The organism is Streptomyces desertarenae (assembly GCF_042681365.1).
GTDB lineage: Bacteria > Actinomycetota > Actinomycetes > Streptomycetales > Streptomycetaceae > Streptomyces > Streptomyces desertarenae.
In genome coordinates this window covers 128,120-140,288 of sequence record NZ_JBHUFU010000003.1, presented here as the reverse complement: position 1 = coordinate 140,288, position 12,169 = coordinate 128,120, and the positions used below count along the sequence as shown (strand labels likewise).

Here is a 12,169-nt window from a genome sequence, read left to right as displayed (position 1 = left end):
CCGGACGCACCAGGTGCCCGCCGCGTCCGGATGGACGCGGCGGGCACCCGCGGGTTCCGTCGGCCGGATACCCGCCGCACTCCGGCGGGCGGCGGCCTCCCTCAGCGCCTGGCGTGGCGGCCCCGCCCCCGGGCGGGAGCCGGGGACCGGACCGCGCCGTCCGCCACCGCCGCGGCGGCCCCGGCCCCGGCCCCGGCGGTGGGCGCCACACCGGGGACCGTCCGGCCGGCGGCCTCCGCCGCGCGGGACTGGCGGCGGGCGCGCAGGTACTCGACGACGATCGGCAGCACCGACAGCAGCACGATGCCGACCAGGATGAAGTCGATGTTGTCGCGGACGAACTGCACCTGGCCCAGGGCCGCGCCCAGGAGCGTCACGCCCGCGCCCCACAGCACGCCGCCGATGACGTTGAAGACCAGGAAGCTGCGGTAGTCCATCCGGCTGACACCGGCGATGATCGGCGTGAAGGTGCGCACGATCGGCACGAAGCGGGCCAGCACCAGGGACTTGGGGCCGTGCTTCTCGAAGAACTCGTGGGCCTTCTCCACGTTCTCCTGCTTGAAGAAGCGGGAGTCGGGCCGCCGGAAGAGGGCCGGGCCGACCTTCCGGCCGAACATGTAGCCGACCTGGTCGCCGAGGATCGCCGAGACCACGACCAGGAGGCACACCAGCCACAGCGGGTAGTGCAGGTACTGGTCGGTGGCGACCAGCAGCCCGGTGGTGAACAGCAGCGAGTCACCGGGCAGGAAGAAGCCGATGAGCAGCCCTGACTCGGCGAAGACGATGCAGAGGATGCCGATCAGACCGAAGGTCTGGATGAGGTAGTCCGGGTCCAGCCAGCTCGGACCGAGCGCGAGGTTCGTCACTTAAGACATGCTCCTGAGACGGGGACATGCGCCTGAGGCGAGGCCACAGGCTCATGTGTCGCCCGGGCGTCACGGTGCCGGTTGGCACTCACGGCTACAACCTACAACGCGATCGGTGACGCTCCGGTTCCGGCGCCGGGCGCCCTTCCGGGCCCGCCTGCCCGCTCATCCCGTCCGCCCTTCCCTCCTCTTCCGGCATCGGGGAGCGTCGTAGGGAGGAGGGAAAGGGACGGACACGGCGGCACCGCCCGCGGAGTGCCGCGGGCGGTGCCGCCGTGCATCACGGGATGCCCGCACCCGGACGCGGGACTCAGGGGAGGTACCTCTCCACGGCCGCGGCCCCGTGCTCCTCCAGTTGCTTCCTGGCCCGCTCGACGCGCTCCGGCGTGGGCTCGCGACCGGAGAGCCTGACCAGGTCCTCGGGATCCACCGGCTGGTCCCCGCCGGTGCGCAGCTGCGGCCGGTGCCGCGCGGAGGACTCCTCCTTGTCGTGTTCACCCTTCACAGCGAACCTCCTCTGCTCGGTCCGATCCCGGCGATCGGGGTCATCTGGTGCGTACCCGCGCATCTGCGGCTGATGCCCTCGCACCGCGCGGCCCGCCCCGCCCCGCGCCGCCGGCTCGGCTCACGCCGGGCGCGCCGCCCCCGCGGCGCGCCCGGCGCTCCTGAGCCGCTCCCGGCCCGCCCTGGCCAGAGTGCCCGCGCCGACCGCGTACGTCAGGCAGAGCACGGCCGCCGCCTGCGGGCGGGGCAGCGCCGACTCCAGCGCGCTCAGCGCCGCGCGGTGGGCGGTGCCCACCGCCAGCAGCCCGCACACACCGGCGGCGCCCAGGAGCGCGCCGCCCGCGCCCGTCCGCCGCGCCGCGGCGCGGAGCCCGTCGCCCGCTCCCCGCAGCCGGTCGCGGAGCAGTTCGGACGCCTCGTGGGCCACCTGCTCGACCGCCTCCGCGATCTGCTCCCCCGACCTGCCGCTCGCCATCGTCCTCCTCGCCTCCCCGGGCGTCCGCCCGGTGCCGCACGTCCGTCCTTCCCGGGCCCGCCTGGCCGGCGGTGGCTTCCCCCTACCCGCCGCGGCCCGGAGGATGCCCGCGCCGGAGGGCACGGGCGGAGGTGCGGGCCGGGACGGCGCGGCGGCGCCCCGGCGGAGGGGACCGCCGGGGCGCCGCCGTGCCGTCGCGCGCCGCGGGACGTCAGCCGTCCCGGGGCCCGTCGGCCGTGCCGGGCCTCTCCTCCGGAGGGAGCTTGCGGGTGTCGCGCGGTTCGACGTAGGGCTCCTCGTCCTCCGGGTGGCCGGCCCGGATGGCCCGTCCGCGCTGCATCTCGGCGTCCAGCTCCAGCCCCAGCAGGATCACGATGTTGGAGATCCACAGCCAGATCAGGAAGATGATCACGCCCGCCAGACTGCCGTACGTCTTGTTGTAGTTGGCGAAGTTGGCGACGTAGAGGGCGAAGCCGAGCGAGGCGGCGATCCACAGCAGGACGGCGACCAGGCTGCCGGGGCTGACCCAGCGGAAGCCGCCGTGCCGGACGTTGGGCGCGGCCCAGTACAGCAGCGCGATCATCAGGCTGACCAGGACGACCAGCGCCGGCCACTTGGCGATGCTCCACACGGTCAGGAAGGTGCTGCCCAGGCCGATGAGGTCGCCCGCCCGCTCCGCCAGGCCGCCGGTGAAGACGACCGCGATCGAGCTCAGCGCCAGGATCACCAGCAGGGCGAGCGTGACGCCCACCCGCACGGGCAGTTTCTTCCAGGCGGGGCGTCCCTCGCCGATGTCGTAGACCGCGTTGGCGGCGCGCATGAAGGCCGCGACGTAGCCGGAGGCCGACCACACCGCCAGGGCGACACCGATGATCAGCGCCAGTCCCGCGCCGCCCTGGTTGTTCTGCAGCTGGGTCAGCATGGTCTCGAGGATGTCCCGCGCGGCGCCGGGGGCCAGGCTCCCGACGTTGTCGATCAGGGGCTGGATGGCGGACCTGCCGATCACGCCCAGGACCGACACCAGCGCCAGCAGCGCGGGGAAGATGGACAGGACTCCGTAGTAGGTGAGGGCCGCCGCCCAGTCGGTGAGGTTGTCGTCCCGGAACTCGGCGACCGTGCGCTTGAGCACGCCCGTCCAGGACCGCTTGGGCAGGTCCGCCGGCTTCCGGGGCGTCTCCCCGGTCTCCGCCGCCCGTTCCCCCCGCTGCTCTTCGAACCTGTGCTTCGCCATGTGCCACCTCGTTCGGAGCCCGGACGGCCGCCCCCGTGCGTGCGGGGGCGGCCGTCCGGGAGGTTCCCGCCGCCGTGCGGGCGACCGCCCGGCGGCGGCCGGTGCGTCAGTGCGCCGTGCCGGAGTCCCGGTGGCGGGCCTCCTCGGCCACGCCCCGGCCGGACTGCTGCGCCTGCTCCTTCACCTGCCCCGCCTGGCCGCGCGCCTCCTCGGCGGTGGTGCGGGCGGCTCCGGTGGCGGTCTCCTTGACGTGCTGGGCCGCCTCCTGCGCCGAGTGCGTCGCCTCTTCCTTCAGCCGCCCGGCCGACTCGGCGGCCGCCTCCTTGACGGGACCGGCCAGGCCGCCGGCCTTCTCCGACAGCCGGCCCACGGCCTCCTCCTCGGTGTGCGAACCGCGCACCATGGAGGCGGCCAGCAGTCCGGCGCCGAAGGCCACGACTCCGGCGGCCAGGGGGTTGCCCTGGGTGCGCCGCGCGGCGTGCTGGGGGGCGGACTTCACCGCGTCCCCCGCGTGGCCCGCGCCGTGGCGCGCCCGGTCGGCGGTGTGTCCCGCGGTGTCGCGCACCGACTGCGCCGTGTGCCGTGCCCCGTCCGAGGTGGTTCCCATGACTCGCTCCCGCACTACCGTCATCCTGCTGCGCATCCGCTCCCCGCGGCGGCGCACCGCGTGGCGGGGGTTGGCGTGGTCGGCAAGCCTGTTGACGTCGTCGGACAGTTCCTGCCGGGTGGTGTCGATCCGAGCCCTCAGCTCGTCGGGTGACGCGCCCATGCGGCATCCTCCTTGAGTGTCTGGACGGTGCGCTCCGGCTTCGGGTGGACCTGCTTCATCCGCGAGCGCCCCATCGAGTACAGGACGAGGGCGGCCACCGCCCACAGGGCGGTGACGATGAGCGCGGCCCATCCCCAGTCCATGACGTTGGCCAGTGCGAAGACCAGGGCCAGCGAGGCGAACAGGGCCGTCATGTAGCCGGCGAACCCGGCACCGCCGTACATGCCGGCGGCCTTGCCCGCCTTGGTCGCCTCCTCGCGGACCTCGGCCTTGGCCAGTTCGATCTCCTGGCGGAGGAGCTTCTGGGCGTCCGCCGTGACGGCGGAGAGCAGTTCGCCGATCGACCTGTCGCCGTCGTCCGTCCGCTGGACCGTCCCGTCGGCCGGCCGCTGCGTGGTGTGCGCCATGTCAGCCCACCTCCGGGCGCCGCGGGGTGTCCGTGCCCGGGTAGGGGCCGGGGGCGGTGCCGCCGCCGTAGGTGCCCGTCCCGGGGACGGTGCCCGTGCCGGGCCCGGTGTCGCCGTAGGGGGGCTCGCCGTAGCCCGGCATGTGCCGGACCTCGCCGCCGCCGGTGGCGACCGGCAGGTCCGGGGACGGTGTCCGCTCCTCGTAGTGCTGCCCGCCGTGACCGTCGGCGCCGTGGTGGACGGCCTTGCCGGCCTTGGCCACGCGCCCCAGGGCGAAACCGGCCAGTGCCGCACCCGCCAGGAAGGCGCCGGGGCGGCGGCGTGCGAACGACTCCACTCCCTCGAGCAGACCGCCCGCGCCCCGCTCCTCCAGCAGGTCGGCGGCGCGGCGGCCGCCGTCGGCGGCCTGGGAGACCAGGTTGCGCACCGGGGAGTCGGGCCGGGTGCTGTCAGCCATGCCTGCCAGGTCGTCGGCCCACTGCCGTATGGTGTCGGCCGTCTTCCTGGTCTGCGTGTCCGCCTCCTCGGAGGCGCGCTCCTTCAGGCGCCCGGCCATGCTGACGACCTGCTCGCGGGCGTCGCCGGTCACGTGGCGCGCCTGTTCCCTGGCGCTGCCGGCCACGGTGCCGGCCGCCTCCTTGGCCCGCTCGGCCGTGGCACGGGTCTCCTGCTTCGCGGCCTGGCCCGCCTGCCCGGCGGGGCCGTGGCCTGTGTTCGGAGCTTCACTCACCGATGCCTCCAGTTGGTCTTACGGAACTTGCCTTGTGCGGCCTTTGCGGTTATTGGGTCACAAGGAGCGAAGTACCCGACCTTACGTCCGACATTCATACGCCATGTCAGCAGATGCCCTTTTCCTGGCATCCGGCGTCGCGGAGGCCGCTCCGGAACGGCCCGGGGCCCGCGCGGACGACGTCCCGCGCGGGCCCCGGCGGACGGAGGACCAGCGCTCAGCGACGGCGCCGCTCGTCCTCGGAGGCGCCGGCCTCCTCCTCCTCGATGCGCTCCTTGCGGACCTGCCCGCGGACGGTCTCCTGCTCCGTGTGCTCGTCGGTGGTCAGCCGCACCCGCTCCACGGGGTGGACCTCGGTGTCGATCACCGGGCGCTCCTCGTGGAGGGTCACCTCGTACTCGCCCTCGGTGATCTCCGGGCCGCTCATGGCGTCCTCGACGTTCCCCTCGGTGATGGGCTCGCGTTCGACGCGGACCTCCTCGTGCCGCACGGGAACGGTCTTCTGGACCTCCTCGGTGACGACGTACTTGCGCAGCCGCGCCTTCCCCGTCTCGCGGCGCTCGACGCCGACGCGCATCTCCTCCTCGGAGCGGGTCATCGCGTCGTCGCGCCGCCGGGCCTTCCCGCCCGCGGCGCCGGCCGCGCCGGCAGTGCCCGCGGTGCCGGTGCCCCGGCCGCGGGGGCCCCAGTCGATGCCGTAGTACTGGTACAGCTTGCGCTCCTCCTGCTCGGAGAGGTGGCCGCCCTCCTCCACGTCGACGCGCGGGGCTCCCTTGACCTCGTCCTTGGAGTAGGGCACCTCCAGGTGGTCCTCCACCATGGCCGCGTCGTGGATCGGCACGAAGGTCTCACTGGTGCCGAAGAGCCCTGTCCGGACGCTGGCCCACTCGGGCTCGCCCGTGGCATCGTCGAGGAAGACGTGTCCGGCCTCCCCGATCTTCCTGCCCTCCGCGTCGTAGACCTGGTGGTCCAGTACGGCTGGGATCTGCTCCCTGGTGATCATGAGACCTCCTCGCTGCGTTTCCTCTCGAACCACCGGGCGGGTAGCCACCCCGCAACGGAGGAAAACCTGCACGAGGGACAAATGGGAACAAGGACAAGAGCCTCCTCGACCTGCGGCGACGGGCCGGAACACCGGGTGGGGAGCCGTGCGGGGCGGGAGCGGCGGGGCCCTCCGGCGGTCGGCCGCCGCGCTGGCGGGCCGCGACGGGCCGGTGGACCGGCTGTGCCTGCCCGCTTCGGCTCCGGCGCCTGCTTCGCGGCCCACCTGGGCCGCCCCGAGCACGGCCGGCGGCTGCCGGCCCCGCGCAACGGCCCCGGCCTGCTGCCGGAGGACGACGACACCGACCACCAGCGGCTGATCGGCACCTTCCCCGGGCCCACTCCCACACCCCGCCGGTGGACACCGCGCAGGACCCGACGGCCGGCCGGGGCCCGGCCCGGGGCCGGACGGGTGATCCGGTGCCCGGACCGGGCGCCCCGGCAGGGCGTCCGGTCCGGGCCCCCTCAGTGGCGGGTCAGCTCGATGACCGTCTTGACGTCGTCGGGTCCCGACTCGAACGCCTCGGGGAAGGACTCCAGCGGCACCCGACGGGTGATCACGGCGTCGAGCCAGCCGCGGTCCGCCTCGGCGAGCGCCTCGGCGGCGGCCGCGTAGTGCCGCAGGTTGGCGTTGACCGTGCCCACCACCACGGAGTTGTCCAGCACCAGTTCGCGGTTGATGTAGCCGGCGTCCACGTCCAGCGTGCGCCCGGTGGGGGAGAGCCCGGTCAGGCACAGCACCCCGTAGGGGCCCATCCCCGCCATCACCCCGAAGACGACCGGCGCCGCGCCCGTCGCCTCGATCACCACGTCCGGGCGCACCCGCTCCATCACCCGCTCGACGTCGCCGCTGTGGTACTCGGCGCCCAACCCCCGTACCAGCCCGGGCTTGCGGCCGCTCTCGACCCGGTCCAGGACGTGCACCTCCAGCCCGCGCTGCCGCCCCAGGAGCGCGGCCAGCAGCCCGATCGGTCCGGCCCCGGTGACCAGCACCGAGTGGGGCGCGAACCACGAGCGGGACCCGACCAGCTCCACCTGCTCCCACGCCTTGGCCACCACGGTGGCGGGCTCCAGGAGCACTCCGACGTGCTCCAGGCCCGGATCGAGCCGTACGGCGTAGTCGGCCTCGACCGTCCAGGCGGTCGAGGCGTAGCCGTCCAGCCCCTTGATGCCGCGTTCGGTGAAGCGGCCGTTGCGGCACATGTCGAACCGGCCGTGGGCGCAGGCCCCGCACGGCACGGGGTCGGGGCGGCGGACGACGCCGACCACCAGGTCCCCGGGGACCCAGCCGCTGCCGGGCGGCGCCTGCCGCACCCGGCCCAGGGACTCGTGGCCGATGACCAGGCGCTCCCGTCCGGGCGGCGGGGCGCCGTGGCCGGCGGACAGGATCTCCCGGTCGGTGCCGCACACCCCGACGGCCAGCCCCTCCACCAGCAGTTCGCCCTCTCCCGGCACGGGGTCGGGGAGGGTGTCGAGCCGCAGGGAGTCCTTCCGGTCCGGGGCCACGGTCAGCGCTTCCACATCCACTCCGTCACGAGGTCGTACCGGCAGGGTCCGCGCGCCTGCGGGCGCTCCTCGCGGATACCCCGGCGGCGGCCCGGCACGCCCGGCGCGCGGCGCGCGGGGCGGCCCCGGCGTACCGCCCCGCGCGCCGCGGGGACGGCGGTGTGTCCGGACCGTCCCCGCCGCCGCCCCGGCCGCGCCACACTGGAGGCATGTGCCGCAGCATCAAGACGCTCCGCCCGCCCATGGCCCCCGAGGTGACCGACGAGGACGTACGGGCCGCCGCCCTGCAGTACGTCCGCAAGGTGTCGGGCTTCCGCTCCCCCTCCGCCCGCAACCGCGACGCGTTCGAGCAGGCGGTCGAGGCCGTGGCCGAGGCGACCCGCCGGCTGCTCGACGGGCTGGAGGTGCGCGGGGCGGGACCCGGGGACGCGGGGCGCCGCCCCGCGCCGGAGGCCGGCCCCCGCCCCTGACCCGCGCTACCGGGTCCCGCGGGGGTGCAGGCGAGTGAGCGCGGCCGGCAGCTCCCCGGTGTGCACCACGCCCAGCCCGCGGGTGGCGCGGGTGAGGGCGACGTAGAGGTCGTTGGTCCCGCGCGGCGAGGCGTCCGCGATCTCCCCGGGCTCGGCGACCAGCACGGAGTCGAACTCCAGTCCCCGCACCCGGTCGGGGTCCAGGACCGTCACCGTGCTCTCCAGCCGCGCCGGCTCACCGGTCTCCGTGCCCGGGACGGCCTCCGCCACCGCCCGTCCCAGCTCCTCCAGCCGCGCGGCGGGCACGATCACCCCGACGCGGCCGCCGCCCACCGCCGCGGCCTCCTCGGCCGCCAGGGCGGCCAGCTCGCCGGCCAGCCCCCCTTCCGGCACGCGCAGGCGCCAGGGCCGCACGCCCGTGGAGCGCACCGGCCTGGGCACCTCGGAGGCGGCGCCCAGGCCGGCCGCCACCTCGGCGATCTCGGCGGGGGTGCGGTAGTTGACGTTCAGCCGCTCCAGCCGCCACCGGTCCCCCACGTGCGGTGCGAGCGCCTCGTGCCAGGAGTCCGCGCCCCCGACGGCACCGGTCTGGGCGACGTCCCCGACCACGGTCATCGACCGGCTCGGGCAGCGCCGCATCAGCAGCCGCCAGTCCATGGCGGACAGCTCCTGGGCCTCGTCCACGACGACGTGCCCGAAGGTCCAGGTGCGGTCGGCCGCCGCGCGCTCGGCCGGGGTGCGGGCGTCGCGCTCCCCGTGGCGCTCGGCCAGCGCCTCGGCGTCCAGCAGGTCGTTGGCGGTCAGGATCTCGGCCTCCTCTCCGGCCTCCAGGTCGGTGGAGCGCGAGCCGTGGGCGACGTCCAGCGCCTCCTGGGCGAGGACGACGCGCTCGCGGCGCTCGGCCTCGGCCGCGGCGCGGGCCGCCCGGTCGTCCTCCCCCAGCAGCTCGGCGGCCTCGTCCAGCAGCGGTACGTCGGCCGGGGTCCAGGGGCTCTCCGGGACGCGCAGCAGCAGGGCCCGCTGGGCGGCGGTGAGGCCGGGGGCGGCGGACGCCAGCCGCTCCGGCGAGGAGTACAGGTCCGCCAGCAGGCGCTGCGGGGTGAGCGCGGGCCACAGCTTGCCGACCGCCGCGCGGACGTCGGGGTCCGCGCCCAGCTCCCGTCGGATGTCCTCGATCCCCTCCCGGCCGAGGAGGGACTCCGGGGTGTCGTCCGGGTCGGCGGCGCCGTCCTCCCCCGCGTCCCACCACTCCCCCTCGGGCAGTTCGACCGGGACGAGGGCGTCCCGGGTGATCCGCTCGGCGACCCGCCGGGCGAGGGCGTCCAGGACGAGCGAGACGAACAGCGGCCGGGCCCGGTTGTGCGGCAGCCCGGTGGCCCGGGCGCGGTCCCGCGCCCGCCGGCACTCCTCGCGGCCGAGCCGGACGGTCCCGCCGTCGTACGGCACCTCCAGGCCCTCGTCGGGGACCTCCTGGCGGTCGCGCACGGCGGCGGCCACCACCTCCGCCATCTCCGCCCGCCCCTTGATCCCGGCCACCTCGCGCGGTTCCGCGCCGTCCGCGGTGACGCCCGGGTACAGCTCTCCGACGGTGGCCGGCAGCACGCTGGTCTCGCCGAGGGAGGGCAGCACCTCGCCCACGTAGCGCAGGAAGAGCGGGTTCGGACCGACGACCAGCACCACGCTCCGCTCCAGCCGCCGCCGGTGGGTGTACAGCAGGTAGGCGGCGCGGTGCAGGGCGACGGCCGTCTTGCCGGTGCCGGGTCCGCCCTGGACGACCAGCACTCCGGTGTGGGGAGCGCGGATGACGCGGTCCTGCTCGGCCTGGATGGTCTCCACGATGGCGCCCATCCGGCCGGTGCGGTCGGCCTCCAGCACGGCCGACAGGACGGAGCCGCCGGCCTCTCCGCCGGGGGCGGGCCGAAGGGTCTCTCCGCCGGGGCCGGCGTCCGGGGCGGGGGCGAGCAGTTCGTCCTGGACGCCGGTGACCGTGCGGCCCCTGGTCCGGATATGCCGGCGCCGGCGCACCCCCTGCGGGGAGAATCCGGTGGCGACGTAGAAGGGGCGGGCGGCGGGGCCCGCCAGTCGATGAGCAGCGGGTCGCGGTCCATGTCCTCGTCGGGGATGCCGAGCCGCCCCACGTAGCGGTGCTCACCGTCGAGCATGTCGATCCGGCCGAAGCACAGACCGTTCTCCGCGGAGTCCAGGCGGCCGATCCTCTCCCGGCAGCGGACGACGGCCACGTCCCGTTCCAGGAGGGCCTGGTGGCCCGCCCGGGGCTGCGAGAGGAGTTCCTTCAGCCGCTCGCCCTCCCGGGCGCGGAGTTCGTCGAGCCGGTGGTGGAGACGGTTCACATAATGCTGTTCGCCGTCGATCTCCTGCCTTGACAAAAACTCCTCCATTCGCTATGATTTATTTATCGGAATTTCTTGTCCGGTGAAATCTCGAATAAATGAACATAGCGAATGGAAAAGGTTTTCCTCAAGCCCTTCCCGCAGCCCGGGAGGGGCTTTCGTGTGCCCGGCACCCGGCAACGCGGCCGGGCGCGTCACCGCCCCGCGGAGCCGTCGATCCGCTCGCGCAGGATGTCGGCGTGGCCCGCGTGCCGGGCGGTCTCCTCGATCATGTGGACCAGGATCCAGCGCATCGTCGGAGGCGGGGTCTCGCGCAGCGACCGGGCCCCGGGCACATCCAGACGCCCGCAGGCCGCGACGATCCCGTTCGACCGCCTGACGGCGCGCCGGTACGCGGCGAGGGCCTCACCGACCGTCGCGCCCGGCTCCGGCGGCTCGTCGTCGGGGAGGAGCTCCCCCTCGCCGGCGTAGGCCCAGACGAACCAGTTGTGCTCCACCGCCGCCAGATGCCGCACCAGGCCCAGCAGGCTGGTGCCGGAGGGCACTCCGGGGGTGCGGGCCGCCTCCTCGGGGACCCCGGCCGCCTTGGCGGCGACGGCGTCGCGCAGGTAGTCGAGGAAGGTCAGCAGGGTCGCCCGCTCGTCGGCGTCGACCTCCGGCGGTCGCACGTCCCCGCGCGCCGCGCCCCGCTCCCCCGCCGCGCCCTCCGCGTCCGTCACGGACCCGACCCTACGGGCGGGCGTCCGCCGGGGGAAGGGGCCGCCGGCCGGGCCACCGCCGCCGGGAACGGCCCCCGGCCTCAGGACAGGAGCGCGCGCAGCGAGGCGGCCACGGCGGCCGTGAAGGCGTCCCCGGTCACGGCGTCCACCCGGTCCAGCGAGAGGTAGGGGTTGAGGTCCTCCAGCTCCACCAGCAGCAGCTCGCCCCCGGCCGTGCGGCAGGCGTCCACGCGCTGGATGCCGTGGTCGATCGTGTTCCACTCCACGAAGCGCCGCGCGAAGGCGAGGTCGGCCGCCGTGGGCTCGTACGGCACCAGCTCCCAGCGGCGGTCGGGGTCGGGGGCGTACAGGGCGTACCGGAAGTCGCGGTCGACGAAGTAGAACGACACCTCGTACCGGAAGTCGACCTTCGGCTGCACCAGCAGACCCGCGTCCGGGCCGAGGGCGAGCTCGCCCAGCCGCCGGGCGGGGACGGTCTCCATGCCGATGGAGTCGGCGCCCAGCTCGGGCTTGACGACGTACTCGGCCGCCTCCGGCAGCCGGTCCAGGTGCTCGCGGCGGTCGACCGTCGGGATGACCGGCTCGCCCGCCGCGGTCAGGTCGACCAGGTAGCGCTTGCCCGCCATGTCGCCCCGGCCCGTCAACTGGTTGAAGACCCTGGCGCCGCGCTCCAGGGCGCGGGCGCGGAAGGCCTCCCACGCCTCGCGGTGGTGCAGGACCGGCCCGCTGTTGCGGACGACGACCGCGTCGAAGCCGTCCATGAGCGCCGCGGCGTCGGCGGGGTGGCAGAGCGCCACGCGGAACTCCTCGCGCAGCCGCGCCGACAGGTGCACGTCCTCGTCGCCGTAACGGCGCCCCCGGGCACGGTAGCCCAGGTCGGTGACGTAGAGGAGTGCGTGCCGGCGGTCCATGGTCCTCGCCCCCCGTGGTGTGCGTACCCGCACGCTACACCGCCCGGGCGCACCCGGTCCGGCCGCCGGCGGCTACGCCCGGTCTCCCCCGGAGAGAGCAGAAGAAATGTGTTAAATCACCCTTGTGCCGCTTTCGACCCCGCAAGCGCTCTGTGAAGCTTGAGGCACGCACGGTGACCACCTCATCGC

At 75.0% G+C, this 12,169-nt stretch carries 12 protein-coding genes and 1 pseudogene; 1 reads left to right on the top strand and 12 read right to left on the bottom strand.

Translation table 11 applies throughout. The annotated features are described in order from the left end of the window. Positions 1-101 precede the first annotated feature (101 nt). The 9 genes from ACFSJS_RS06795 to ACFSJS_RS06755 all read right to left on the bottom strand — a co-directional run bounded on the left by ACFSJS_RS06795 (position 102) and on the right by ACFSJS_RS06755 (position 7,544). Positions 102-866: a DedA family protein gene (locus ACFSJS_RS06795; RefSeq protein WP_380897845.1), complete on the bottom strand. Its 765-nt coding sequence runs from the start codon at positions 864-866 to the stop codon at positions 102-104. Positions 867-1,176: 310 nt separating this feature from the next. Then, positions 1,177-1,371, bottom strand: a complete 195-nt coding sequence (locus ACFSJS_RS06790; protein WP_380897842.1) for a hypothetical protein — start codon at positions 1,369-1,371, stop codon at positions 1,177-1,179. A gap of 120 nt (positions 1,372-1,491) precedes the next feature. Further along, positions 1,492-1,845 carry a phage holin family protein gene (locus ACFSJS_RS06785; protein WP_380897840.1) on the bottom strand — a complete coding sequence of 118 codons (354 nt, stop codon included), beginning with the start codon at positions 1,843-1,845 and terminating at the stop codon, positions 1,492-1,494. Between the two features lie 211 nt (positions 1,846-2,056). After that, on the bottom strand, positions 2,057-3,076 hold the full coding sequence (locus ACFSJS_RS06780) for a YihY/virulence factor BrkB family protein (RefSeq protein WP_380897838.1): 1,020 nt from the start codon (positions 3,074-3,076) through the stop codon (positions 2,057-2,059). Positions 3,077-3,182: 106 nt separating this feature from the next. Beyond that, complete coding sequence (locus tag ACFSJS_RS06775; protein ID WP_380897836.1) at positions 3,183-3,845, bottom strand: DUF3618 domain-containing protein; 663 nt, start codon at positions 3,843-3,845, stop codon at positions 3,183-3,185. After that, positions 3,821-4,252: a phage holin family protein gene (locus ACFSJS_RS06770; RefSeq protein ID WP_380897835.1), complete on the bottom strand. Its 432-nt coding sequence runs from the start codon at positions 4,250-4,252 to the stop codon at positions 3,821-3,823. The genes ACFSJS_RS06775 and ACFSJS_RS06770 overlap by 25 nt, the downstream gene beginning before the upstream one ends. A 1-nt stretch (position 4,253) precedes the next feature. Beyond that, the gene (locus ACFSJS_RS06765; protein ID WP_380897833.1) at positions 4,254-4,982 is read right to left on the bottom strand and encodes an ATP synthase subunit B family protein; all 729 of its coding nucleotides are present in this window, start codon (positions 4,980-4,982) and stop codon (positions 4,254-4,256) included. Between the two features lie 217 nt (positions 4,983-5,199). After that, positions 5,200-5,985 carry a DUF2382 domain-containing protein gene (locus ACFSJS_RS06760; protein WP_380897831.1) on the bottom strand — a complete coding sequence of 262 codons (786 nt, stop codon included), beginning with the start codon at positions 5,983-5,985 and terminating at the stop codon, positions 5,200-5,202. A gap of 503 nt (positions 5,986-6,488) precedes the next feature. Continuing rightward, positions 6,489-7,544, bottom strand: a complete 1,056-nt coding sequence (locus ACFSJS_RS06755) for a glucose 1-dehydrogenase (protein ID WP_380897829.1) — start codon at positions 7,542-7,544, stop codon at positions 6,489-6,491. Between the two features lie 194 nt (positions 7,545-7,738). Between ACFSJS_RS06755 and ACFSJS_RS06750 the strand changes: the two genes are divergently transcribed. Further along, entirely contained in the window at positions 7,739-7,999 is a 261-nt protein-coding gene (locus ACFSJS_RS06750; protein WP_380897827.1) for a DUF2277 domain-containing protein, read from the top strand. Positions 8,000-8,005: 6 nt separating this feature from the next. Here the strand turns inward: ACFSJS_RS06750 and ACFSJS_RS06745 are convergent. The 3 genes and pseudogenes from ACFSJS_RS06745 to ACFSJS_RS06735 form a co-directional block, all read right to left on the bottom strand. Then, positions 8,006-10,398 (bottom strand): annotated as a pseudogene (locus ACFSJS_RS06745) (helicase). Positions 10,399-10,544: 146 nt separating this feature from the next. Further along, positions 10,545-11,069, bottom strand: a complete 525-nt coding sequence (locus ACFSJS_RS06740) for a DinB family protein (RefSeq protein WP_380897825.1) — start codon at positions 11,067-11,069, stop codon at positions 10,545-10,547. An 80-nt stretch (positions 11,070-11,149) separates the two neighbouring features. Further along, positions 11,150-11,980, bottom strand: coding sequence for an ATP-grasp domain-containing protein (locus ACFSJS_RS06735; protein WP_380897824.1), 831 nt, complete (start codon positions 11,978-11,980; stop codon positions 11,150-11,152). Between the last annotated feature and the right edge of the window lie 189 nt (positions 11,981-12,169).